Origin of the sequence: Streptomyces sp. NPDC048258, from assembly GCF_043201995.1 — a bacterium.
Classification (GTDB): Bacteria; Actinomycetota; Actinomycetes; order Streptomycetales; family Streptomycetaceae; genus Streptomyces.
This window is the reverse complement of sequence record NZ_JBICZH010000001.1, coordinates 457901-481950: the sequence shown is the minus strand read 5'-3', so window position 1 is coordinate 481950 and position 24050 is coordinate 457901. Positions and strand designations below refer to the sequence as shown.

At 73.2% G+C, this 24050-nt stretch carries 22 protein-coding genes and 1 pseudogene; 10 read left to right on the top strand and 13 right to left on the bottom strand.

The features are described from left to right. Nucleotides 1-45: 45 nt before the first annotated feature. The 5 genes from ACGFYQ_RS02285 to ACGFYQ_RS02265 form a co-directional block, all read right to left on the bottom strand. A complete protein-coding gene (locus tag ACGFYQ_RS02285) occupies nucleotides 46-1176 on the bottom strand; it encodes an RNA polymerase sigma factor (RefSeq protein WP_393739009.1) in 1131 nt (376 codons plus the stop codon). Between the two features lie 148 nt (nucleotides 1177-1324). After that, nucleotides 1325-3466, bottom strand: coding sequence for a molybdopterin oxidoreductase family protein (locus tag ACGFYQ_RS02280; RefSeq protein WP_393739007.1), 2142 nt, complete (start codon nucleotides 3464-3466; stop codon nucleotides 1325-1327). Between the two features lie 24 nt (nucleotides 3467-3490). Next, nucleotides 3491-3634: a hypothetical protein gene (locus tag ACGFYQ_RS02275; protein WP_393739005.1), complete on the bottom strand. Its 144-nt coding sequence runs from the start codon at nucleotides 3632-3634 to the stop codon at nucleotides 3491-3493. Between the two features lie 266 nt (nucleotides 3635-3900). Then, nucleotides 3901-4725, bottom strand: coding sequence for a glucose 1-dehydrogenase (locus ACGFYQ_RS02270; protein WP_393739003.1), 825 nt, complete (start codon nucleotides 4723-4725; stop codon nucleotides 3901-3903). A gap of 14 nt (nucleotides 4726-4739) precedes the next feature. After that, nucleotides 4740-5354: a vancomycin high temperature exclusion protein gene (locus tag ACGFYQ_RS02265; RefSeq protein ID WP_393739703.1), complete on the bottom strand. Its 615-nt coding sequence runs from the start codon at nucleotides 5352-5354 to the stop codon at nucleotides 4740-4742. A gap of 452 nt (nucleotides 5355-5806) precedes the next feature. Between ACGFYQ_RS02265 and ACGFYQ_RS02260 the strand changes: the two genes are divergently transcribed. The 4 genes from ACGFYQ_RS02260 to dnaG all read left to right on the top strand — a co-directional run bounded on the left by ACGFYQ_RS02260 (nucleotide 5807) and on the right by dnaG (nucleotide 11210). Further along, nucleotides 5807-6526, top strand: coding sequence for a sirohydrochlorin chelatase (locus ACGFYQ_RS02260; protein ID WP_393739001.1), 720 nt, complete (start codon nucleotides 5807-5809; stop codon nucleotides 6524-6526). Nucleotides 6527-6562: 36 nt separating this feature from the next. After that, complete coding sequence (locus ACGFYQ_RS02255; protein ID WP_393738999.1) at nucleotides 6563-7888, top strand: deoxyguanosinetriphosphate triphosphohydrolase; 1326 nt, start codon at nucleotides 6563-6565, stop codon at nucleotides 7886-7888. 93 nt (nucleotides 7889-7981) lie between these two features. After that, nucleotides 7982-9256 carry an NAD(P)/FAD-dependent oxidoreductase gene (locus ACGFYQ_RS02250; RefSeq protein WP_393738997.1) on the top strand — a complete coding sequence of 425 codons (1275 nt, stop codon included), beginning with the start codon at nucleotides 7982-7984 and terminating at the stop codon, nucleotides 9254-9256. 34 nt (nucleotides 9257-9290) lie between these two features. Further along, nucleotides 9291-11210 carry a DNA primase gene (gene dnaG / locus ACGFYQ_RS02245; protein ID WP_393738995.1) on the top strand — a complete coding sequence of 640 codons (1920 nt, stop codon included), beginning with the start codon at nucleotides 9291-9293 and terminating at the stop codon, nucleotides 11208-11210. Nucleotides 11211-11261: 51 nt separating this feature from the next. Here the strand turns inward: dnaG and ACGFYQ_RS02240 are convergent, their stop codons facing one another. Then, a complete protein-coding gene (locus ACGFYQ_RS02240; protein WP_393738993.1) occupies nucleotides 11262-11708 on the bottom strand; it encodes a gamma-glutamylcyclotransferase family protein in 447 nt (148 codons plus the stop codon). A 423-nt stretch (nucleotides 11709-12131) separates the two neighbouring features. Here ACGFYQ_RS02240 and ACGFYQ_RS02235 point away from each other — a divergent pair, with 423 nt between their 5' ends. Together ACGFYQ_RS02235 and ACGFYQ_RS02230 are read left to right on the top strand one after the other, a co-directional pair. Beyond that, complete coding sequence (locus ACGFYQ_RS02235; protein ID WP_393738991.1) at nucleotides 12132-12674, top strand: hypothetical protein; 543 nt, start codon at nucleotides 12132-12134, stop codon at nucleotides 12672-12674. Between the two features lie 318 nt (nucleotides 12675-12992). Next, a complete protein-coding gene (locus ACGFYQ_RS02230) occupies nucleotides 12993-13580 on the top strand; it encodes a class F sortase (RefSeq protein WP_393739701.1) in 588 nt (195 codons plus the stop codon). 4 nt (nucleotides 13581-13584) lie between these two features. On the opposite strand, the gene ACGFYQ_RS02225 is transcribed toward ACGFYQ_RS02230, so the two are convergent. The 4 genes and pseudogenes from ACGFYQ_RS02225 to ACGFYQ_RS02210 form a co-directional block, all read right to left on the bottom strand. Continuing rightward, entirely contained in the window at nucleotides 13585-14367 is a 783-nt protein-coding gene (locus tag ACGFYQ_RS02225) for a sulfite exporter TauE/SafE family protein (protein ID WP_393738989.1), read from the bottom strand. A 31-nt stretch (nucleotides 14368-14398) separates the two neighbouring features. Next, the gene (locus ACGFYQ_RS02220) at nucleotides 14399-14629 is read right to left on the bottom strand and encodes a hypothetical protein (protein ID WP_393738987.1); all 231 of its coding nucleotides are present in this window, start codon (nucleotides 14627-14629) and stop codon (nucleotides 14399-14401) included. Between the two features lie 24 nt (nucleotides 14630-14653). Further along, the gene (locus ACGFYQ_RS02215) at nucleotides 14654-15016 is read right to left on the bottom strand and encodes a hypothetical protein (RefSeq protein WP_393738985.1); all 363 of its coding nucleotides are present in this window, start codon (nucleotides 15014-15016) and stop codon (nucleotides 14654-14656) included. Between the two features lie 526 nt (nucleotides 15017-15542). Beyond that, nucleotides 15543-15806: pseudogene (locus tag ACGFYQ_RS02210) on the bottom strand (ferric reductase); the annotation flags it as partial. Between the two features lie 342 nt (nucleotides 15807-16148). Between ACGFYQ_RS02210 and ACGFYQ_RS02205 the strand changes: the two are divergent. From ACGFYQ_RS02205 to nirD, 3 genes are read left to right on the top strand one after another with little or no spacing between them, the layout of a single operon-like run. Beyond that, nucleotides 16149-17600 (top strand): NAD(P)/FAD-dependent oxidoreductase, encoded by a 1452-nt coding sequence (locus tag ACGFYQ_RS02205; RefSeq protein WP_393738983.1) that lies wholly within the window; start codon nucleotides 16149-16151, stop codon nucleotides 17598-17600. A gap of 1 nt (nucleotide 17601) precedes the next feature. Further along, nucleotides 17602-20124: a nitrite reductase large subunit NirB gene (gene nirB, locus ACGFYQ_RS02200; protein ID WP_393738981.1), complete on the top strand. Its 2523-nt coding sequence runs from the start codon at nucleotides 17602-17604 to the stop codon at nucleotides 20122-20124. Beyond that, the gene (gene nirD, locus ACGFYQ_RS02195) at nucleotides 20121-20453 is read left to right on the top strand and encodes a nitrite reductase small subunit NirD (protein WP_393738979.1); all 333 of its coding nucleotides are present in this window, start codon (nucleotides 20121-20123) and stop codon (nucleotides 20451-20453) included. Before nirB ends, nirD begins: the two co-directional genes overlap by 4 nt. Nucleotides 20454-20469: 16 nt before the next feature. On the opposite strand, the gene ACGFYQ_RS02190 is transcribed toward nirD, so the two are convergent. Both ACGFYQ_RS02190 and ACGFYQ_RS02185 read right to left on the bottom strand, forming a co-directional pair. Beyond that, complete coding sequence (locus ACGFYQ_RS02190) at nucleotides 20470-20877, bottom strand: VOC family protein (protein WP_393738977.1); 408 nt, start codon at nucleotides 20875-20877, stop codon at nucleotides 20470-20472. A gap of 113 nt (nucleotides 20878-20990) precedes the next feature. Further along, nucleotides 20991-21458: a group III truncated hemoglobin gene (locus tag ACGFYQ_RS02185; protein WP_393738975.1), complete on the bottom strand. Its 468-nt coding sequence runs from the start codon at nucleotides 21456-21458 to the stop codon at nucleotides 20991-20993. A 163-nt stretch (nucleotides 21459-21621) separates the two neighbouring features. Here ACGFYQ_RS02185 and ACGFYQ_RS02180 point away from each other — a divergent pair, with 163 nt between their 5' ends. After that, a complete protein-coding gene (locus ACGFYQ_RS02180) occupies nucleotides 21622-22782 on the top strand; it encodes an alkaline phosphatase PhoX (protein ID WP_393738973.1) in 1161 nt (386 codons plus the stop codon). Nucleotides 22783-22847: 65 nt separating this feature from the next. Here ACGFYQ_RS02180 and ACGFYQ_RS02175 read toward each other — a convergent pair whose 3' ends face one another. Next, nucleotides 22848-23900, bottom strand: a complete 1053-nt coding sequence (locus tag ACGFYQ_RS02175) for a helix-turn-helix domain-containing protein (RefSeq protein WP_393738971.1) — start codon at nucleotides 23898-23900, stop codon at nucleotides 22848-22850. Between the last annotated feature and the right edge of the window lie 150 nt (nucleotides 23901-24050).

Here is a 24050-nt window from a genome sequence, read left to right as displayed (position 1 = left end):
CCTGCGGGGCGCCCCCTTTCCCGTTTCCGCCTCGGTCCTTCCGGATCAGTCCAGGTAGCCGCGGAGCTGGTCGGCGAAGGCGTGGTCGCGCAGCTTGTTGAGGGTCTTGGACTCGATCTGGCGGATCCGCTCGCGCGTCACGCCGAAGATCCGGCCGATCTCCTCCAGGGTGCGCGGGCGCCCGTCGGCGAGCCCGTACCGCAGCTGGACGACCTTCCGCTCGCGCTCGCCGAGGGTCGACAGGACGGCTTCCAGGTGCTCGCGCAGCAGGAAGAACGCGGCGGACTCCACGGGGGAGGCGGCGTCGCCGTCCTCGATCAGGTCGCCGAGCGCGACGTCGTCCTCCTCGCCGACCGGGGCGTGCAGGGAGACCGGCTCCTGGGCGAGGCGGAGCACCTCCAGGACCCGCTCGGGGGTCAACTCCAGGTGGGCTGCGACCTCTTCGGCGGTGGGCTCGTACCCGCGCTCCTGGAGCATGCGGCGCTGTACGCGCACGACGCGGTTGATCAGCTCGACGACATGGACGGGGACGCGGATGGTCCGGGCCTGGTCGGCGAGGGCCCGGGACATCGCCTGCCGGATCCACCAGGTGGCGTAGGTGGAGAACTTGTACCCGCGGGCGTAGTCGAACTTCTCAACGGCCCGGATGAGCCCGAGGTTCCCCTCCTGCACGAGGTCGAGCATGGTGAGCCCGCGGCCCACGTACCTCTTCGCGACGGAGACGACGAGCCGCAGGTTCGACTCGATCAGCCGGCGTTTGGCCATGCGCCCCATGACGACGAGCTTGTCGAGGTCCAGGGCGAGCTGGGAGTCGAGGTCGGGGGTGCTGCCGAGTTTCTCCTCGGCGAACAGTCCGGCTTCGACGCGCCGCGCGAGGTCCACCTCCTCGGCGGCGGTGAGCAGCGGGATCCTGCCTATCTCGCGCAGGTACTGCCGGAAGAGATCGGCGGACGGACCCGCCGCGGAGTCCGCCGCGGCCCGTTTGCGCGGTGCGGGCACCGGCTCGATCAGCTCAAGTACCTCGGGCTCTTCGGGCTCTTCGTCCACGGTTTCGGCCTCTGCGGGTTCCGAGGACTCGCTCACGTTCACGGTCACGGTCAGGATCCGGGTCTGCACGGGGGCGACCTCCAGGGCTCCGAGGACGGGGGCACCGCACTTCAGTGTGGGGTACGACACACCGCTGCCACGAGGGGCGTGCGAACACTTTCTGCGTCCGGTGCGTGACCGGATGGTTACCCCCCGGCGGGAACGCCGAAGCGGATCGGACTCATGTCCGATCCGCTTCCTGGGCCATCCGGAAGAAGACGGCCTGCCGGGGCTCAGGTCAACGCGCCGGCGGGGAGGAATCCGGCAGGACATGGTCTTCGGAGCCGGGCGCCCGGGGGGCCGGTTCGACGCGGACCGCGCAGACCTTGAACTCCGGCATCCGGGAGATCGGGTCGAGCGCCGGGTTGGTCAGGGTGTTGGCGCGGCCCTCGCCCGGCCAGTGGAACGGCATGAAGACGGTGTCCGCGCGGATGGCGTCGGTGATGCGGGCCGGGGCCACGGCGCGGCCGCGGCGGGAGACCACCGCCAGGGGGCTGCCGTCGACGGCGCCGATGCGGGCGGCGAGGCGGGGGTGGAGTTCCACGAACGGGCCGGGGGCGGCTTCGTTGAGCTCCGCGACGCGGCGGGTCTGGGCGCCGGACTGGTACTGGGCGACCACGCGCCCGGTGGTGAGCAGCAGCGGGTAGTCGGCGTCGGGGACCTCGGCGGCGTCCCGGTGGGTGACGGGGACGAAGCGGGCCCGGCCGTCCTCGGTGGCGAAGCGGTCCAGGAAGAGGCGGGGCGTGCCCGGGCTCTCCTCCGGGCAGGGCCAGAAGACGCCCTGTTCGGCTTCGATGCGGGCGTAGGTGATGCCCGAGTAGTCCGCCGGGCCGCCGGCCGAGGCGCGGCGCAGTTCGTCGAAGACCTCCTCGGGGGCGGTGGGGAAGCCCTTCTCGATGCCGAGGCGGCCGGCGAGGCCGTGCAGGACCTCCAGGTCGGTGCGGACTCCCGGCGGCGGGGTCAGGGCCCGGCGCCGGAGCAGGACGCGGCCCTCCAGGTTGGTGGTGGTGCCGGTCTCCTCCGCCCACTGGGTGACCGGGAGGACCACGTCGGCGAGGGCGGCGGTCTCGGAGAGGACCACGTCGGCCACGGCGAGGAAGTCCAGGGAGCGGATGCGGTCCTCGATGCGGGAGGCGTGCGGGGCCGACACCACCGGGTTGGAGCCCATCAGGAGCAGGGCCCGGACGTCCGTGCCGAGGGCGTCGAGCAGTTCGTACGCGCTGCGGCCCGGGCCGGGGAGGTCGGCGGGGTCGACGCCCCAGACCCCGGCCACGTGCGCCCGGGCCGCCGGGTCGGTCAGCTTCCGGTAGCCGGGGAGCTGGTCGGCCTTCTGGCCGTGCTCGCGGCCGCCCTGGCCGTTGCCCTGGCCGGTGAGGCAGCCGTAGCCGGAGAGGGGGCGGCCGGCCCGGCCGGTGGCCAGGCACAGGTTGATCCAGGCGCCTACGGTGTCGGTGCCCTTGGACTGCTGCTCGGGGCCGCGGGCGGTGAGGACCATCGCGGAGGAGGGAGCGCAGAACATGGCGACGGCCTCGCGGAGCTTGGGCACGGGGACGCCGGTGATGCGTTCCACCAGCTCGGGCCAGTGGGCCATCGCGGCGGCCCGGGCCTCCTCCCAGCCGGCGGTGCGGCCGGTGATGAACTCCTCGTCCGTGCGCCCTTCCGCCACCACGAGGTGCAGCATGCCGAGGGCGAGCGCGAGGTCGGTGCCGGGGCGCGGGGCCAGGTGCAGGTCGGCCTGTTCGGCGGTGCGGGTGCGGCGGGGGTCGATGACGATCAACGTGCCGCCGTTGGCCTTGAGCTCGGTGAGGTAGCGCAGGGCGGGCGGCATGGTCTCGGCCAGGTTGGAGCCGACGAGGATCACGCAGCCGGTGCGGGGGATGTCCTCCAGCGGGAAGGGCAGGCCCCGGTCGAGCCCGAAGGCCCGCTGGTGCGCGGCGGCGGCCGAGGACATGCAGAAGCGGCCGTTGTAGTCGATCTGCGAGGTGCGCAGGGCGACGCGGGCGAACTTGCCGAGCGCGTACGCCTTCTCGTTGGTGAGCCCGCCGCCGCCGAAGACGCCGACCGCGTCCGGGCCGTGGGCGCGGCCCGTGCGGGCGAGGCCCTCGGCGACGGCGTCGAGGGCCTCCTCCCAGGTGGCCGGTTCGAGCCGCCCGGCGTGGGTGCGGACGAGCGGCCCGGTCAGGCGCACCCGGGAGGAGAGCACGGCGGGGGCGGTGCGGCCCTTGCCGCACAGCGCGCCCCGGTTGACGGGGAAGTCCGGCCGCTCCTCCACCGTCACGCCCACGCCGCCGGCACCGCCCGGTGCGGGGCGGAGGTTCATGCCGCACTGCAGCGCGCAGTACGGGCAGTGCGTGGCGGTGACGGAGTCCGAGGTGTGCATGCACGCCAGCGTGCGTCGGCGGTGTTACGCCGGCCGCCGCCCCGCGTTACAGCCCGGGGTGCTCTGCCTCAGCGCCCTCCGGCGGCCGTGGTGAGGCCCGGCGCATCGGGGGCGGTCGAAGATCTCGACGTACTCGATCCGGCCGTCGACGACGTCGAGGATCAGCATGCCCCGCTCCGGAAGGACCGCGGAAGGAGGAGCGCATTGCGGCGGCCGGGGCCGTAGGGAGTGCCCGGTGTGTGGGCGCCGGTACGGACGCTCCGGCAGAAGTCGTCCCCGTAGCCGCACGGCCCGACCAGGCGCAGGTCGTACGCGCGGATGGCGAGATCGCGCTCGCCCTCCTCCTCCAGCAGGCGCGCGAGCTCGGCCGTCAGGTCGGGGAAGACGTCCCGTACGGGGGGGGTGCGGCGTCCTGTTCCATGGCCCGACCGGGATCACCGGCCCGTCAGGTGCTTCACCGTGAGGCCCGCGGTCCAGCCGCCGTCGACCGCGAGTTCGGCGCCCGTCATGTACCCGGCGGCGTCCGACAGCAGGAACGTGACCGCGGCGGCGATCTCCTCGGGGACGCCGACGCGGCCCATCGGGGTACCGGGGTAGTTGCCCTCGCCCGCCTGGATGCCGACGGGGGCGGTCATCGGGGTCAGCGTCATGCCGGGGTGCACCGAGTTGACGCGGATCTTCGCCTCGGCGAGCTCGACCGCGCCGATCTTCGACAGGCCGCGCACGCCCCACTTCGAGGCTCCGTACCCGGCGGTGAGCGCGAGCCCGGTCAGGCCGGCGGCCGAGGAGATGTTGACGATGGAGCCGCCGCCGTTCGCCCGCAGCAGCGGGATCGCGGTCTTGATGCCGATGAACACACCGACCAGGTTGATCTCCACGACCTGCCGGAAGTGCTCGACGCTCTCGTGCTCCAGGAACTGGCCGGTGGCTATGCCGGCGTTGTTCACCAGGCCGTCGACACGGCCGTACTCGGCGACGGCGTACTCCAGCGCCGCCTGCCAGTCGGCCTCGCTGGTCACGTCGTGCCTGAGGAAGCGCGCCGAGCCGCCGAGCCGCGCGGCCGTCTCCGCGCCCTCCGCCTCCAGCACGTCGGTGATCAGGACCTGGCCGCCGCCGTCCACGACGGCCCGCGCCGTCGCAGCGCCCAGGCCTCGGGCTCCACCGGTGATGACGACGACCTTGCCGCTCAGATCCACAACAGCCACGGTTCCACACCTCTGATCCTCGGACGGACAGACCGGTATATGACTAATAGTCATAAGCCGACGCCGCGTCAGTCTGCCAGAGCGCCCAGGGCCCGCGACACCCCCTGCTCCTTCGGCCCCAGGAAGTGCGGCGCGGGCTTGAAGGCCGCGTCCAGCGCCGCCTTGCCGGCCGCGAACACCTCGCGGGTCCCGCCGTAGTACCAGGTGGAGTCGTGCTCGTCGTCCACGCCGACGCCGTATGACTCCAGGCCCGCCGCCTGGCACAGGGCGACGGCCCTGCGTATGTGGAAGCCCTGGCTGATCAGCACAGCCCGCTCGACCCCGAATATCTCCTTGGCCCTCACGCACGAGTCCCACGTGTCGAAGCCGGCGAAGTCGCTGACGATCTGCCCGTCCGGAACCCCGTGCTTGGCCAGATACGCGCGCATCGCGTCGGGCTCGTCGTACTCCCGGCGGCTGTTGTCCCCGGTGACCAGCACGACCTTGACCTTCCCCGCGCGGTACAGCTCGGCGGCCGCATCGAGCCGTCTGGCCAGATAGGGCGTGGGCTGCCCGTTCCAAAGGCCCGCCCCGAACACCACGGCCACCTCGGCGGCGGGCGCGTCGGCCGTGCTCCGCAGCCGGTCCGCGGCCGCCGCATGCGTCCACGCCGAGGGCAGCAGCGCCAACACGCAGCCCGCCATCACCACCTGCACGGCCCGCTGCCGCGCCCGCACCCCGCGCGGCAGCCTCGGCCGCCACCCCGCCGGCACCGACACAGACGCCGACACCGACGCCGACACCGACGCCGCCGCCGACCGCACCCGCTCCGTGACCTTCATGATCGCCCCCCTTGCACCACACGTTCCACACATCGTTCGCACGGATTGACGAGCGGGCCCCGCCCTCCAGTTCCGCCCTCCCCGCCATTCACCCGCACGAATGACCGAGCGGGCGGGTGAGCAACCGGAAAACACCCGTCACCCCGGCGCAACGCAGCGGCAACGTGCGGCGCGCAGGATCGGTTCATGACGGAGCCGGTGCACCCTCCCGACACCCCGCCCCTCCCCTTCGACAGCGCGGCCGAGCTGCTCAGCCTCATCACCGTCCAGCTGGGCACGCAGCTCAGCACCTTGCGCCGACCCGGAGTCCGCCCATGCAGCCCACCCTCGTCGCCGTCGCGCACGGCAGCCGCGACCCCCGTGCCGCGCACACCGCCCGCGCGCTCCTCGACCGCGTCCGCGAACTCCGGCCCCGCCTCGACGTCCGGCTCGGCCACATCGAGCTGAGCGATCCTCCGCTCGACGACGTCCTGCGGGAGCTGCGCGGCGAGGCGGTGCTCGTCCCGCTGCTCCTCGGCCGCGGGTACCACGTCAAGCGCGACCTTCCCGCGGCGGCCGCCCGCGCCCCGCACCTGCGGGTCGCCTTCGCCCGGCCGCTGGGCCCGCATCCGCTGCTCGTGGAGGCCCTCTACGAACGGCTCCTGGAGGCCGGCTGGACCCCCGGCGACGCCGTCGTGCTCGCCGCCGCCGGTTCCCGCGACCCCGACTCGGCGCTCGACACCCGCCGCACCGCCGACCTGCTCGCCGAACGCCTCGGCGGCGTCGCGGTGGTCCCGGCCTACGCCTCCGCCGCCGGGCCGAGCGCGCCCGACGCGGTCCGGGTGCTGGCCGCCCGAGGCCACCGCCGGATAGCCGTGGCCTCGTACTTCGCCGCTCCCGGCCGGTTCGCCGCGCAGACCGCCGCGGCGGCGCCCGCCCTCGCCGCGGCCCCGCTGGGCGACCACCCGGCCCTCGCCCGGCTGCTGCTGCACCGCTACGACCAGGCCCTGCTCCTGCCCCGCGGCGTCTCACGGCCGGAACTCGTCTCCGCCTGATCCCGGTTTGTCAGAGGTTCCGGTTACCGTCAATTCATGGAAGGCACCACGCACGCCCCCGCAGACGACCTCTACGCCCTCTACGACGCGGCCGACACCGAGCGCTGGGCCGCCGAGCCCGACAAACGGCCCGGCCGGACCGCCTTCCAGCGCGACCGCGCCCGCGTACTGCACTCCGCCGCCCTGCGCCGCCTCGCCGGCAAGACCCAGGTGGTCACCCCCGGCACCCGCTCGTACGACTGGGACGCGAGCCCACGCACCCGCCTCACCCACTCCCTGGAGTGCGCCCAGGTCGGCCGGGAACTCGGCGCCGCGCTCGGCTGCGACCCCGACCTGGTCGAGGCCGCCTGCCTCTCCCACGACATGGGCCACCCGCCTTTCGGCCACAACGGCGAGGAGGCGCTCAACGAGTTCGCCAAGGACTGCGGCGGGTTCGAGGGCAACGCCCAGTCGCTGCGCCTGCTGACCCGCCTGGAGCCCAAGCGGTTCGTTCCCGATCCGGCGAGCGGCGAGCTCGTCAGCGTCGGCCTCAACCTCACCCGGGCCTGCCTGGACGCCGCGACCAAGTACCCCTGGGCGCGCGGGGACCACCCCACCGACCCTGGCTCGGTCAAGTTCGGCGCGTACGAGGACGACCTGCCGGTCTTCGAGTGGCTGCGCCGCGGCGCGCCCGCCGACCGCAAGTGCTTCGAGGCCCAGGTCATGGACTGGGCGGACGACGTCGCGTACTCGGTCCACGACTTCGAGGACGGACTGCACGCGGGCCACCTCGACCCCAACCTGCTGTTCTCCGAGCCCGAGCGCACCGCGATCTGGCGGGTCGCCATCGGCCGCTACGTGCCCGCCGACACCGAGCCGGAGGAGCTGCGGGACGCGCTCGACCGGCTGATGGAGCAGGAGTGGTGGCCGCACGGGTACGACGGCTCGGCCGTCGCCCAGGCCCGCCTGAAGGACGCGACCAGCCAGCTCATCGGCCGCTTCTGCCTGGCCGCCGAGGGCGCCACCCGCGAGGCGTACGGCTCCGGCCGCCTGACCCGGTACGGCGCCGAACTGGTGGTCCCCCGCGAGGCGCGCAACGAGTGCGCGGTCCTGAAGGCGGTCGCCGATCTGTACGTCATGCAGCGCGACGAGCAGGAACGGATCCGGGCCGATCAGCGCATCGTCCTGGCCGAACTCGCGGAGGCGCTCAGCGCCCGCGCGCCCGAGGGCCTGGACCCGCAGTTCCGGGCCATCTTCGACGCCGCGCCGGACGACAGGGCCAGGAAACGGGCGGTCGTCGACCAGATCGCGTGTCTTACGGACGCGGCCGCCCGCTCCCTGCACGCACGCCTCACCCGGCGCACCCGACGCGCCGAAGGGTGAGCTGATCGGGCCACTCCCCCTTCACGCGGCAGGCTCGGTGCGGGACGCTCGCATGTGGTCGCATGTGGCGGAGAGGTTATGAGGAGGCATCAGGTGGTCGACGCACACCGGACATTCGTCATCGTCGGCGCGGGGCTGGCCGGGGCAAAAGCGGCCGAAACGCTGCGGTCCGAGGGGTTCACGGGGCGGGTGATCCTGATCGGCGACGAGCGCGACCATCCCTACGAACGGCCCCCGCTGTCGAAGGGGTACCTGATGGGCAAGGACGACCGCGACAGCGTCTTCGTCCACGAGCCGTCCTGGTACGCGGCCTCCGACATCGAGCTGCACCTCGGCCAGCCCGCGGTCCACCTGGACCGGGACGCCAAGAAGGTGGTCCTCGGCGACGGCACGGCGCTGCACTACGACAAGGTGCTGCTGGCCACCGGCGCGGAACCGCGCCGCCTGGACATCCCGGGCACGGGCCTGGCCGGGGTGCACCACCTGCGGCGCCTCGCGCACGCCGAGCGGCTGCGGAACGTCCTGGCCACCCTGGGCCGGGACAACGGCCACCTGCTGATCGCGGGCGCGGGCTGGATCGGCCTGGAGGTCGCCGCCGCGGCCCGCGGGTACGGCGCGGAGGTCACCGTGGTCGAGCCGGAGGCCACGCCGCTGTACGCGGTGCTCGGCCCGGAGATCGGCCGGCTCTTCGGGGACCTGCACGCCGAGCACGGGGTGCGCTTCCACTTCGGGGCCAGGCTGACCGAGATCGTGGGCCACGACGGCATGGTGCTGGCCGCCCGTACGGACGACGGGGAGGAGCACCCGGCGCACGCGGTGCTCGCCGCGATCGGGGCCGCGCCGCGGACGGCGCTCGCCGAGACCTCCGGGCTGGCCCTGGTGGACCGGCAGCACGGCGGCGGGATCGCCGTGGACGCGTCCCTGCGCACGTCGGACCCGGACGTCTTCGCGGTCGGGGACGTGGCGGCCGCCCACCACCCGATCCTCGGGACCCGGCTGCGGGTCGAGCACTGGGCCAACGCGCTCAACGGCGGTCCGGCCGCCGCGCGGGCGATGCTGGGGCAGGAGGTCAGTTACGACCGGGTGCCGTACTTCTTCTCCGACCAGTACGACGTCGGCCTGGAGTACTCGGGGTACGCGCCGCCGGGCGGCTACGACCAGGTGCTGATCCGCGGGGACGCGGGCAAGCGGGAGTTCATCGCCTTCTGGCTCTCCGACGGCCGGGTGCTGGCCGGTATGAACGTCAATGTGTGGGATGTCACCGAGCACATCCAGGCTCTGATCAGGTCGAAGGCGCCCGTGGACCGCGACGCACTGGCGGACCCTTCCGTTCCGCTTGCCTCGCTGATCAAGGCCGAGGGGGCCTGACGGGTTTGTCGGCGTCCGGCCGTAGACTTCACGCGTGGCAGGACGGATCAACGACGACGACGTGAAGGCGGTACGGGACGCGGTCCCGATCGACGCCGTGGTCTCCGACTACCTCCAGCTGCGCAACGCCGGCGGCGGCAACCTCAAGGGCCTGTGCCCCTTCCACGACGAGAAGTCCCCGTCCTTCCAGGTCAGCCCCAGCAAGGGTCTCTACCACTGCTTCGGCTGCCAGGCGGGCGGGGACACCCTCGACTTCATCATGAAGATCGACCACCTCTCCTTCTCGGAGGCGGTGGAGCGCCTGGCCGGCCAGGCCGGCATCACCCTGCGGTACGAGGAGGGCGGCTACACCGCCGGCACCAGCGGCCGCGGCGAGCGCATCCGCCTGGTCGAGGCGCACAAGGCCGCCGCCCAGTTCTACGTCGACCAGCTCGGCGGCCCCGAAGCGGAGATCGGCCGCAAGTTCCTGGCGGAGCGAGGCTTCGACCAGGCCGCGGCCGCGCACTTCAGCGTGGGTTACAGCCCGGCCGGCTGGGACCACCTGACCCGCTTCCTGCGCGGCAAGGGCTTCAGCGACAAGGAACTGATCACCTCAGGGCTCGCCCAGGACAGCCGCAGCGGCAAGCCCATCGACCGCTTCCGCGGCCGGCTGATGTGGCCCATCCGCGACATCAGCGGCGAGGTGGTGGGCTTCGGCGCGCGCAAGCTGCGCGACGACGACAACGGCCCCAAGTACCTGAACACGCCCGAGACGGCGATCTACAAGAAGTCCCAGGTGCTGTACGGCATCGACCTGGCGAAGAAGGAGATCGCGAAGACCTCGCGCGCCGTGGTGGTCGAGGGCTACACCGACGTGATGGCCTGCCACATGGCCGGCGTCACCACCGCGATCGCGACCTGTGGCACGGCCTTCGGCGGGGACCACATCAAGATCCTCCGCCGGCTGCTGATGGACAACGCCACCGCCGAGGTGATCTTCACCTTCGACGGCGACGCGGCCGGGCAGAAGGCGGCGCTGCGGGCCTTCGAGGACGACCAGAAGTTCGCCGCCGAGACCTCGATCGCGATCACCCCGGGCGGCATGGACCCCTGCGACCTGCGCCTCGCCCAGGGGGACGCCGCCGTGTCCGGGCTGGTGGAGTCCCGTACTCCGCTCTTCGAGTTCGCGCTGCGGCACATCGTCGCCCGGCACAACCTGGAGAACCCGGCGGGCCGGGCGGCCGCGCTGGACGAGGCGGCTCCGGTCGTCGCCAACATCAAGAACATCGCGATCCAGCACGAGTCCGCGGTCCAGCTCGCGGGCATGCTGGGCATCCGCGACGAGCAGTTCGTGGTCAAGCGCGTCGCGCAGCTGGCGCGCTGGGCCCGCGAGCGCGGCGGCCAGGGCGACGGCCGGCCGCAGCGGGGCGGCGCCCGCCCGTCCCAGTCCTACGAGGCCTCCCCCGCGTCCGCCGCCCAGCAGTCCGGCGGCGGCCCCGCCCTGAACCTGCGCAGCCCGGCCCACCGCACCGAGCGCGAGCTGCTGAAGCTGGCCCTCCAGCGCCCGGCGCTGGTCTCCCCGGCCTTCGACGCGTACGGGATGGACGAGTTCACCGCCCCGCCCTACGCGGCCGTGCGCCAGGCCATCCAGGATGCGGGCGGCGCCTCGCTCGGCACCGAGGACTACCTCGCCCGCGTACGTGACGCGGCCCCGAACGACACCGTCCGCGCGCTCGTCACGGAGCTGGCGGTCGAGGCCATCCACGCGAAGACGGTGGACGAGATCTACGCCGGGGTCCAGCTGGTCCAGGTGCGGCTGCGCGCCGTCGACCGCCGGGTCCACGAGATCCAGGGCACCCTGTCCCGGCTGGGCCCGCAGGCCCCGCCGGAGCAACTGGCCGCGGTCCAGGAGGAGCTGTGGGTGCTCCAGCAGTACGGCCAGCGGCTGCGCAACCGCGGCGCCGAGGGCCTGTAGGACGACGGCGCCGTTGGCGCCGGGGACCGATCGCCCCAAGGACGGCGGGCCCTAGATCCGCTTCAGCCAGTCGCCGCCCGGTATCTCGGTGCCGGACTCCCGCAGGTCACGGGCGAGCAGCGGGGACGCCAGGTAGACCCAGGCGAGCACCGGCGTGCCGTCGGGGCGCAGGGCCTCGCGGGCGATCCGGTCGTAGACGTTCCCCGGGCGGCCCGGGCCCCCGTACTCCTCCAGCCGGTCCAGCGCGGCCAGCAGTTCCCCGTACGCGCCCGGCGCCGCGGTGACCAGCTCCCCGACGACGGTCGAGCCCGGGCCGTCGACCGCGAAGGGATAGCCGGGGCCGTCGTAGAGCGCCGCGTCCGGGAGGGTGGCGGGCTCCTCCGCGACGGTGCGGCCGCGCAGGAACAGGTCGTGGTTGACCTCACCCGGACGCAAGGTCCCGTAGACGAAGAACGGGAGCGGAGCGGTCGGATCTTGTGGCCGAACGACCGATGTCACGGGGCCCTCCCTGGGGTACGGCGGAACACTCCGCAGGCGGGACGAGAGTCCCGACTCGGCTGCGGGGCACCACCGTACGCACCGCTGTTGCACAACCTTCCGGTGCCCGTGACCCTCGCCGTCCGGCGTCGGACACCTCCCTCCCCCACCCCACGGTTCCGCCCCATGACGCCTTCGTCCCGCCGCCTGCCCGCCGCCCTGCGGCGCCGCGGCCACGGTGGTGCTTCCGGCGGTCTGACCGGCGCGCTGTCCGGTCACCCGGACGGCGCGGGCGGCCCGAATGGCGGTAATGGCGCCCTTGACCTGCGGAAACGACTGCGGGACGGGCCGCCCACAGGCGGACCTGACGGGACATCAGCAGGCGCGCGGCGGGCGGGCCGGGTTATCTCGGAAACACGACCCCGTTTCTCCAGGGAGAGTCCGATGCGCCGACGTACCGCCCACGCGCTGACCGCCGCCGCGCTGACCGGCGCCGCTTTCACCGGCCCGGTCGCCGGTGCGGTCGCCGCCGCGGATCTCGGCATGGTGAGTTTCGCGCCCGGCGACTTCGCCGCGCTGGAGGTCTGGCCCAAGTCCGCCGGCCCCGGCACGACGGTCACCGTGAACACCAACGCCTGCGGGCCGGGCAGTCACGCCGACGGGGACGCCACCACGGTGGGCGGCGGCCGGTTCAAGCTGGCCCCGGGCACGCACAAGGAGGTGGTCGTGGGGCAGTTCCAGGTCTCCCCCGGCACCCGCCCCGGCACCTACGGCATCGGGGTGACCTGCGCGAACGGCAAGTTCGCCACCGGCGACCTGACCGTCACCGAACGCGGCCCGCAGGGCCACGTCCACACCGGGGTGGGCGGTGGCACGACCACCACCACCGACCCCGCCAAGATCGCGGCGGGAGCGGCTGTGCTGGCCGCGACCGCCGCCGGCGGTACCTGGCTCCTGCGTCGCCGGGCGAGCGGCACGCGGAGCTGACGGACGCCCACCGCGGCTTCGGCCGCGGTCCGACCGGTACCGTCCCCCGTCGCCCGCCCCGCGAGGTCCCCCCGTTCGCGGGGCCGGGCGACGGCCAGTCACCCCGAAACGGAAGCCGAGGGGGTACGCATGGGTGGCGATTTCGGAGGTGTCCGGGGCCACGACCGGCAGCCCTGGCCCACGACCGGCCCTATCTCCGGCCCCGCCACCGGCTCCAGGACCGGCTCCACGGCCGGGGACCGCCGCGGACCGGGTGCCGTCTCCCCGGGCCGGTCCGGCCGCACCCTCCGCACCCCCACCGCCCGTCACGGGGGCCTCGTGGCACTCGCCGCCTGCGTCGGCATCTGGCTCGTGACCAGCGGTTCCCGCGAGCCCGTCGGCCCGCCGCTGCCCTCCCCCGCCGAGGCCCTGAACGCCTCCAGTGCCGGTGGCCCCGGTATCGCGCCGCTGACCGGATCCCCGCCCACCCGGATCCGGATCCCCTCCATCCATGTCGACGCGCCCTTGACCGGGCTCGGCCTGCAGCCGGGCGGCAGCCTCGAAGTGCCCCCGCCCGACCGGCGCGACCTGGCCGGCTGGTACCGCGACGGCATCACCCCGGGCGCCACCGGTACCGCCGTCATCGCCGGGCACGTGGACGACTCCGCCGGGCCGGGGGTCTTCTACCACCTGGGGGCGCTGCGCCGCGGGGCCGCCGTCGAGATCCCGCGCGCGGACGGCCGTACCGCCGTGTTCACGGTCCACGCGGTCGAGGTCTTCGACGCCAAGGCCTTCCCCGACACCCGCGTGTACGGCCCTTCGGCGCGCGCCGAGCTACGGGTGATCACCTGCGGCGGCGGCTTCTCACCGCGCACGGGCTACCGCGGCAACGTGGTCGTCTTCGCCCACCTCACCGGGACGTACTAGAGGCCTAGCCCCACTGCTCGAAGCCGAGCTTGATCACCAGCGCGCCCACCACCGTCAGCAGCACGCCCCGGACGAAGCCGCTGCCCTTCTTGAGGGCCATGCGGGCGCCGATCATGCCGCCGGCCAGGTTGAACACCGCCATCAGCGCGGCCAGCTGCCACAGCACCATGCCCTGGTACGCGAACATCGCGAGCGCCCCGGCATTGGTGCAGCAGTTGACGATCTTGGCGGTCGCGGAGGCGGTGACCAGGTCGAGGTGGAGCAGCGCGGTGAGCGCGAGCACCAGGAAGGTGCCGGTGCCCGGCCCGATGAGGCCGTCGTAGAAGCCGATGCCGAGGCCGGCGAGGCCGATGGCGAGCAGCACCCGCTGCCTGCTGACCGGCGAGGTGCTCGGGGCGGTGCCGAAGGCGGGCCGGAAGAGCACGAAGGCCGCGACGACCACGAGCACCACCATGATCAGCGGGCGGAGGGCGTCCTTGCTGATGCCGCCGGCCAGCGCGGCGCCGCCCATCGAGCCGGCGAGCGCCGCCAGGCCGATGCGGACGGCGAGCTTCACGTTCACCGGGGCCTTGCGGACGTACGTGACGGCCGCGCCCGCGGTGCCGACGATGGCGACGGCCTTGTTGGTGCCGAGGACGGTGGCCGGGTGGGCGCTGGGCAGGCCCAGGAGCAGGGCCGGCAGGAGCAGCAGGCCGCCGCCGCCCACCACCGCGTCGATCCAGCCGGCCGCGGCTGCGGCCACGCACAGCACGATGATCATGGTTGTCGATATGTCAGGCACGGTCATGACCCTATGGAGCGGTTGGGTGCAGGTGCCATCAATCCACGGAAACTTGCGCAAAGGTTGAGCTTCGCCCGGCCGGCGCCCGGTCCGGGGCCGCCGGAACCGCCGGGTCCACGGCCGCCGTCAGCACGCTCGCGGCCAGCACGCCGGCCAGCCCCAGCCCGGTCACCAGCCGCAGGGGGGACGGTTTGCGGTGGCGGGCCGCGGCCCGTTCCGGCACGGCGGGTGCGGGCACGGACAAGGTGATGTGCAGCGGGTGGCGCACGGCGCGGCGGGTCCTCTCGGAAGGTCAGAAGCTGAAGCACTCGGAATGGATACGTCCGGCCGGCACCCCGGCCCGCAGCAGTGCGGTCCAGGCCGCCTCGGCCATGCCGGGCGGCCCGCACAGGTACACGTCGTGCTCGGCCAGGTCCGGCACCAGCGCGGCCGGCGCCTGCGGGGCGAGCGGGTCGAAGGCCGCGCCGGAGGGCCCGAGCAGGTAGTGCAGCCCGGCCTGCCGCTCGGCGGCGATCGCCTCCAGCTCGGAGCGCAGTACGAGGTGCTCCTCGGCCCCGGCACGGTAGAGCAGGGTGATGTCCCCGGGGCCGCCGGGCAGCGTCTCGAACAGGGCCCGCATCGGGGTGATCCCGACCCCGCCCGCGATCAGCAGCACCTTGGGCCGCGTCCGGCGGGCGGCGGTGAGCGCCCCGAACGGCCCCGTGGCCAGGACCCGCGTGCCGGGGCGCAGCCGGCGGATCCGGCGGGAGTGGCCGCCGAGCCCCTTGACGGTGATGCGCAGGGTGTTCCCTCGGACCGGCGCGGACAGCGAGAACGGCAGGGCGGTGTGCCACAGCCTCCGCTGCTGGGGGCACCTCCCAGCGGTAGCTGGGGGAGAACCGCCAGCGCAGGAACTGGCCCGGCTCCGCGCGCAGTTCCGCGAGGTGCTCCCCGTACATGACGACGGAGACCACCCCGGGCCCCTCGGCCCTGACCTCCGCGACCCGCAGCGCGTGCCGCAGGGCCTGCCGTACGGGGACCACGGCCCGGTACCAGAGGAGGAGGACGGCGACCACGGTGTGGGCGAGCGCCCAGAACCAGCCGGCGAGGGCGAGATCGGGCCCGGCGAGCTGATGGCCGAAGGCGAGGGCGGCGGCCAGGTAGACGAGCAGGTGCACCCCGCGCCAGGTTTCGTGCGGCACCAGGCGGCGTACCGCGCGGGCGGAGGTCACACCGACCGCGGCCAGGAGGACGGTCCCGGCAGCGGCGGCGGCGGCGAGCGCGGGGTAGCCGAGCAGCTCCCGGACGGCGGAGACCACGTCGACCTCCTCGTGCACGGCGTATCCGAGCAGGGCGAAGAGCCCGTGCCCGAAGCAGAGCAGCAGCACGTGACGGCCGCCGAGCGCGTGCCAGCGGGCGAGCCGGTCGGCGCCGACCCCGTGCTCGACGGCGGGCACCCGGGCCATCAGGAACAGCAGCACGAGAACCCCGTACCCGGCGAGCAGGCCGGTCAGGTGGGCGGCGGTGGCGAACAGGGCGTCGGGCCGGGCCGAAGGCCGCACCTGCGCCGCCCAGAGCAGGACCACCACCCCCGCCCCGCCCAGCATCCCGCCCCTGACCCGCACCGCCGCATCTCGCATACGGGCCACGCTAAAGGCCCGTACGAGGCTCGTACGACGCCCGTGATGATCCTTAAGGCCGCCTTGAGGAAAGCCTCACGGGCGCTTAACCCGCGCGCTGAGGTGGGCGTTCCCGCCGGGTAACAGCGGCGATCCGGCGGGGAAACAGCGGGCGCGCACGCTCGGGGCATGACCTCGAAGCAGCGTGTGGTGGTGATCGGCGGCGGCCTCGCGGGCCTGCGGCTCGCTGCGCGGCTGGGCGGGGGTGCCGAGGTGACCGTGGTCGGCGAGGAGTCGCACGTCCCGTACAACCGGGTGCTGCTCGCCGAGATCCTGGCGGGCCGGTACGCGCCGGAGGTGGCTGCCCTCCCGGCGCCCGGCCCGGTGCTGCGGCAGGGTGTGCGGGCGGTCCGCGTCGACCGGGCCGACCGGCTGGTGCACTGCGACGACGGCGCGGCGCTGGCGTACGACACGCTGGTGCTGGCGACCGGATCCAACCCGGTACTCCCTCCCCTGCGCGGCTTGTTCGAGCCGGGCGGACGGGAACTCCCCGAAGGGGTCCACGCGTTCCGCACGATGGACGACTGCCTGGCCCTTTCGGCGGCGGTACGCCCCGGGGTGCGGGCGGTGGTGATCGGCGGGGGCCTGCTGGGGGTCTCGGCGGCGCGGGCGCTGGCCGCGCGGGGCGCGCAGGTGGTCCTGGCGCAGCAGTCGGAGCGGCTGATGGAACGCCAGCTGAACGCGGACGCCTCTGTCTTGCTGGCCACGCACCTGACCGACCTCGGGATCGAGATCCACACGGAATGCCGGGTCCGGGGCCTGACGACTTCGGCTGCAGCGCCGCTGCCGGGGGCTCTGCCCCCGGACCCCCACGCCTCAAACTCCGGCGAGGCTGGAATTTCCCTCCGGGCAATCCAACCGGGTCAGGCGGACGGCAGCAGCCAAAATCCAGCCCCGCCGGCGTTTGGGGCGACCTTTCAACCTCGCCTGGGGGTACCTCCCAGCGGTAGCCGGGGGAGTTTGAGGCTCGGGGTCCGGGGCGGAGCCCCAGCAGCGGCGCCGCGCCCGGACAGCCCCCGCCGGATCACCGGCGTGGAGCTCGCCGACGGCTACCGGCTCGACGCCGAGCTCGTCGTCCTCGCCTGCGGTGTCCGCCCCCGCACGGGACTGGCCCAGGCCGCCGGCCTCGACGTCCGCACCGGCATCGTGGTCGACGACCATCTCCGCACCAGCGACCCCCGCATCCACGCCATCGGCGACTGCGCCGAACACGCCGGCCAGGTGTACGGCCTGGCCGGCCCTGCGCTGGAGCAGGCCGACGCCCTCGCCGCCACCCTCACCGGCTCTCCCACGGAGTACGCCGGCACCCGCGCCCTCACCCGCCTCACCCTCGGCGGAGCCGACGGGCACTTCGACCTCGCCGCCTTCGGCGAGCCGACCCCCCGCCCCGGCGACGACGTGGTCCGCCTCGCCGACGCCACCCGCCGGACCTACCGGACGGTCGTCGTCCGCGGCGACCGCCTCGTCGGCGGGGTGCTGCTCGGCGAGCTCTCCACCGTGGGCGCCCTCGCCCGCACCTGGGAGGGCGACGAACCACCGAACGACCTGTTCCACCTGCTCACCGACGACGGAGGCCACTGACATGACCGAGCCCCTGCCCGCGATCGTGCTCATCGGGCACGGCATGGTCGGCCAGCGCTACCTGGAGGCCCTGGCCGAACGCGGCGCGACGCGGACCCACCGGATCACCGTGCTCTGCGAGGAGCCCCGGCCCGCCTACGACCGCGTACACCTGACCTCCTACTTCTCCGGCAGCACCGCCGAGGACCTGTCCATGACGCCCCCCGGCTTCATGGCCGAGAACGGCATCGACCTCCACCTCGACGACCCCGCCGAGCACATCGACCGGGCCGCCCGCACCGTCACCTCCCGCTCCGGCCGCGTCTTCCCGTACGACGTCCTGGTCCTGGCCACCGGCAGCTACCCCTTCGTGCCGCCCGTCCCGGGCAAGGACGCCCCCGGCTGCTTCGTCTACCGGACCATCGAGGACCTCCTCGCCATCGAGGAGTACGCGAAGGACCTCTCCAGCGGCGCGGTCGTCGGCGGCGGACTCCTCGGGCTCGAAGCCGCCGGCGCCCTCCAGGGGCTCGGCCTCGCCACCCGCGTCGTCGAGTTCGCCCCGCGCCTGATGCCCGTACAGGTCGACGAGGGCGGCGGCGCCGCCCTGCTGCGCACCATCGAGTCCATGGGCCTCACCGTCCACACGGGTGTCGGCACCCAGGAGGTGCTGACCGGCGAGGACGGCCGGGTCAGCGGGATGCGGCTCTCCGACGGCTCCACCGTCGAGACCGGCCTCGTCGTCTTCTCCGCGGGTGTCCGTCCCCGCGACCAGCTGGCCCGCGACGCCGGGCTGGACGTCGGCGAGCGCGGCGGCATCACGGTCGACGCCCGCTGCCGCACCTCCGACCCGCACGTCTACGCCATCGGCGAGTGCGCCCTCGCCTGCGACGGCCGCGTCTACGGACTGGTCGCGCCCGGCTACGAGATGGCCGAGACCGCCGCCGACGATCTGCTGGGCCGCGAGAAGGAGTTCACCGGAGCCGACCTCTCCACCAAGCTCAAGCTGCTCGGCGTGGACGTGGCCTCCTTCGGCGACGCCCACGGCAGCGCCCCGGGCAGCCTCGACGTCGTCTGGTCCGACTCCCGCTCCGGGGTCTACAAGAAGCTGGTCGTCTCCCCCGACGGGGTCCTCCTCGGCGGGGTCCTGGTCGGCGACGCGGACTCGTACGGCCTGCTGCGCCCGCTCACCGGCAGCGTGCCGCCCGTCGCCCCCGAGCAGCTGGTCCTGCCCGCCGGTCTCGGCGCGCCCGTCGCACTCGGCCCGTCCTCGCTCCCCGACCACGCGGTCATCTGCTCCTGCCACAACGTCACCAAGAAGGCCATCACCGCCTGCGCCACCCTCCCCGAGGTCAAGAAGTGCACCAAGGCGGGCACCGGCTGCGGCAGTTGCATCAAGGTGATCGGGCAGCTGCTGCCCGCCGCCGCCGACAAGGGACTGTGCGACTGCTTCCCGTACACCCGTGCCGAGCTCTACGAGATCGTCCGCACCCGCCGCCTGACCTCGTACCAGGAGCTCCTCGACGGCCACGGCCGCCCCGAGGCCCGCGGCGGCGACGGCTGCGAGGTGTGCAAGCCCACCGTCGGCTCGGTCATCGCCTCGCTCGCCCCGACCGTCGGCGTGAGCGGCTACGTCCTGGACGGGGAGCAGGCCGCCCTCCAGGACACCAACGACCACTTCCTCGCGAACATGCAGCGCAACGGCTCGTACTCGGTCGTCCCCCGCATCCCCGGCGGTGAGATCACCCCCGACAAGCTGATCGTGATCGGCGAGGTGGCCCGCGACTTCGGCCTCTACACGAAGATCACCGGCGGTCAGCGGATCGACCTCTTCGGCGCGAGCGTGGACCAGCTCCCGCGGATCTGGGCCCGGCTCGTCGACGCCGGATTCGAGTCCGGGCACGCCTACGGGAAGGCCCTGCGGACGGTGAAGTCCTGCGTGGGGCAGACCTGGTGCCGGTACGGGGTGCAGGACAGCGTACGGATGGCCATCGACCTGGAGCTGCGCTACCGGGGGCTGCGCGCCCCGCACAAGCTCAAGTCGGCCGTCTCCGGCTGCGCCCGCGAGTGCGCGGAGGCGCAGAGCAAGGACTTCGGGGTCATCGCGACCGCGAGCGGCTGGAACCTCTACGTCGGCGGCAACGGCGGGGCCACCCCGCGCCACGCCGACCTCCTCGCCCAGGACCTGTCGGACGCCGAACTGATCCGGCTGATCGACCGGTTCCTGATGTTCTACATCCGCACCGCCGACCGGCTGGAGCGGACCTCCACCTGGCTGGAGCGGCTGGAGGGGGGCCTGGCCCACCTGCGGGACGTGGTCGTGCACGACTCGCTCGGGCTGTGCTCGGAGCTGGAGTCGCTGATGGCCGACCACGTGGCGCACTACCGCGACGAGTGGGCCGAGACGCTCGAGGACCCGGAGCGGCTGCGCCGGTTCGTGTCCTTCGTCAACGCGCCCGGCGCCCCCGACCCGACCGTGAAGTTCGTCCCCGAACGCGACCAGGTCAAGCCCGACCTGGCCGTCCTGACGATCGGAGGAGTCCGATGACCGTGGAACTGCAGGTGGCGGAAGGCTGGCTGACGGTGTGCGAACTGTCCGCGCTCACCCCCGGGCGCGGGGTGGCGGCCCTGCTGCCCGACGGGAGCCAGGCCGCGGTGTTCGTCGACCGCGCGGGGCGTACGTACGCCATCGGCAACCAGGACCCCTTCACCGGGGCGCAGGTCCTGTCGCGGGGACTGCTGGGAGCCGCGGCGGGCCGGCCCTTCGTGGCCTCGCCGCTGCTGAAGCAGCGCTTCGACCTGGAGTCGGGGCGCTGCCTGGACGACGAGGAGGTGGCGGTCCGGACCTACCGGGTGCGGACCGCCGCGACCTCGTGACCACGGGGTAGGGCGCTCAGCCCTGGACGGCGGCCGGGTCCATCCACATGATCTCCCAGGTGTGGCCGTCGAGGTCGTCGAAGGCACGGCCGTACATGAAGCCGTGGTCCTGGGCGGGGCGGGGCTCGGTGGCCCCGGCCGCCAGGGCCCCGTCGACCAGCTCGTCGACCGCGGCGCGGCTTTCGGCGCTCAGACAGATCAGGACCTCGGAGGTCTTGGTGGCGTCCGCGATCTCCTTGTGCGTGAAGTCCTTGTAGCGGGCCTCGGTGAGGAGCATGGCGACGATGGTGTCGCTGATGACCATGGCGGCGCCGTTCTCGTCGGAGAACTGGGCGTTGAAGGAGTAGCCGAGCTTGCCCCAGAAGGCCTTGCCGGCGTCCAGGTCCTTGACGGGCAGGTTGACGAAGATCATGGTCGCGGACATCTCGGTCTCTCTTCTCTCGTGTGCACTTCGGCGCTTTCGAGAGGTAGACCGGGGCGTCCCGGGAAACTCATCGCTCCTCGTGAACCTTTTTTGAGATTTTCCGAAACCGCAGGTCAGGCCGCCGACGAGCGCAGTTTCAGGGCCGCCAGCGGTACGAAGCCCACCGCGCCGTCGCCGCGCGGCAGCTCCGCGTCCGCGCCGGCCAGCCGCTGGTGGAGGGCCAGTGCGATCCGCTCGCCCTGCGCCTTGGCGCGCTCTGCGTTCGGCCCGCGGTGCCGGCCGTCGATCGTCGCGCGCCACAGCTGTACCCAGCGCCCGAAGTCCGCGGCGGTCATCGCCCGGGCGGAGTTCAGGGCGGCGTGCGGGGCGAAGGCGTCGCGCCGGTAGTCGGCGGTGCGGAAGAGGGCCCGCTCCCAGAAGTCGGTGATCCGGGGCAGGTGGACCTCCAGGTCCGTGCCCGCGATCTCGGTGAAGAAGGGGCCGATCCGCGGATCCGCGAAGGCGGCCGTGTAGAAGCGGCGCAGCACGACGTCGAGGTCGGCGCGGCCCGCGATGTCCTCGGCGGCGGCGAACGGGTTCATGACTCCACCATCCTCCCTCAGGACGTGCCTCCCCAGAGGAGAAAGTCCCGCTGTACGTCATGAGGAATTGATGTCGCGTCAATTCGGTGCCCCTAGGTTCCCGGGTGCGTGCGACCCCGCGTCCGACCGGACGCAGGGCCCTCCCCCTCCCACAGGAGTGACCGTGGAACGTCGTACCTTCCTGCGCGGCGCAGTGATCGGTTCGTCGGCCGCCGCCTTCGGCGGCACGTTGATGCACGGGGCCGCCTACGCCGCCCCCGCCCAGCCCGGTGCCGGGCCCTACGGCGCCCTCGGCGCGGCGGACGCGAACGGCATCCAGCTGCCCGCCGGCTTCAGCAGCCGGGTCATAGCCCGGTCCGGCCAGAACGTCGGACCCACCAGCTACAAGTGGCACAGCGCCCCGGACGGCGGCGCGTGTTTCGCGGACGGCACGGGCTGGATCTACGTGTCGAACTCGGAGATCAACCCCTCCGGCGGCGCGAGCGCGGTCAAGTTCAACTCCTCGGGCACCATCACCGGCTCCTACCGGATCCTCTCCAACACCCGGCAGAACTGTGCGGGCGGCAAGACCCCCTGGAACACCTGGCTGTCCTGCGAGGAGGTCAGCCTCGGCTACATGTACGAGACCGACCCGTACGGCGTGAACGCGGCCGTGCAGCGCCCGGCGATGGGCCGCTTCAAGCACGAGGCCGCCGCCGCCGACCCGGTGCGCCAGGTGATCTACCTGACCGAGGACGAGACCAGCGGCTGCTTCTACCGCTTCATCCCCACCACCTGGGGCAACCTCTCCTCCGGCACCCTCCAGGTGCTCGTCGCCGGAACCGCCACTTCCGGGTCCTTCACGTGGCAGAACGTCCCGGACCCGGACGGCTCCCCGACCACCACCCGCACCCAGGTCTCCGGCTCCAAGAAGTTCAACGGCGGCGAGGGCTGCCACTACGCCAACGACACGGTCTGGTTCACCACCAAGGGCGACAACCGGGTCTGGCAGCTCAACCTGGCGAGCAGCACGTACGAGCTGGCCTACGACGACTCGCTCGTACCCGGCGGCGCGGCCCCGCTGACGGGCGTGGACAACGTCACGGGCTCCTCGTACGGCGACCTGTACATCGCCGAGGACGGCGGCAACATGGAGATCTGCCTGATCACCCCCGACGACGTGGTCGCCCCCTTCCTGCGCATCACCGGCCAGTCCTCCTCGGAGATCACCGGCCCGGCCTTCTCCCCCAACGGCAGCCGCCTCTACTTCAGCAGCCAGCGCGGCACGAGCGGCAGCTCGACCGGCGGCATCACGTACGAGGTGACGGGCCCGTTCCGCACCTGAGGCCCTGCACCACCGCACCACCGGCCGCACCCCGGCGGGTTCGTCCCGTCGGGGTGCGGCCGCGGTCACGAGGCCACGGCCCCACCCCTGAGCAGCGCGGCCCCCAACGGCGTCACCGTGTGCAGCACCGCGTTCCCGTGGCGCAGCGTGGTGACCAGCCCCGCCTCACGCATCACGCAGGCGTGCTGGCTCGCGGAGGCCAGCGAGACCCCGGCCCGGCGGGCCAGCTCACTGGTGGTGGCGCCGTCGCCGATGGCCCGCAGCACCACGGAGCGGGTGTGCCCCACCAGTTTGCCCAGCGTGCGCTGGCGGTGCTCCTCCACCGGCCGGGCCGACTCGCCGCCCGCGGGCGCCGAGGCCAGGTGCGCGGCGGCCGGATAGACCAGCACCGGCGGCAGCTCCGGGTCGTGCAGGGTCACCGCGGTGCGCCGGCAGAAGAACGACGGCTGGAGCAGCAGCCCGCGCCCCCGCAGCCGTACGTCCCGGTCCACCGGGTAGTCGCACTCCAGCACCGGCGCCCGCCACCGCAGCATCGGCGGCAGCGAGGCCAGCAGTTCGTCCGCGCCCCCGTCCAGCAGGGCCCGGCCGCGCGCGGCCCGCTCGGCTTCGATCTGGGCCTGTATGTGGGTCCAGTACGGCTCCACGGCCGCCCGGTGGTATCCGCGCAGCTCGCCGAGCAGCCTCGGCAGCTGCTCGGTACCGCCGTCCATGAACTCGCGCAACCGCCGCGGGACCGAGGTGTCAGGGCCCCCGCTCACGGCGGAGGGCATCCCGAAGGCCGCCCCCAGACCCGTTCCCGCGCCCAGCAGCGACAGCTCCTGCCGCATCCGCTCGGGGCGGATGGCGCGCAGGGCGTCGAGGCCCAGGTCCCACCCGTACTGCCCCTCCACAGGGGTCAGGAAATCGGGGAAATAGCCGCGACTCGGTATGAGCGCACCGAGCAAGCGTGTTTCACTATTCAACCTGCTCCGGGTTTCCGTCCGCCATTCACCGAACAACCGGGCATCGCGCCGGTCTCTTAAGCGGTGAAAGCTGAGAATCGTTTCCCACAACGCATCGGGACGCCCTGCCATCCGTACGCGTGCCAGGTCCACTCCAGTGAAATGGATACGCAGCACCGAACCCCCACCTGTGCAACCGCAATCCCCCCGCCCCATGAGTATGCATGCCGTCACACGTGGTCACCACGCCCTTTCGGCCACAGTTGAAACCCCTTTCGGCAGGGGCGTGACAACCGAAATCCTGTACTCCGCCGGGCACACTCCGAT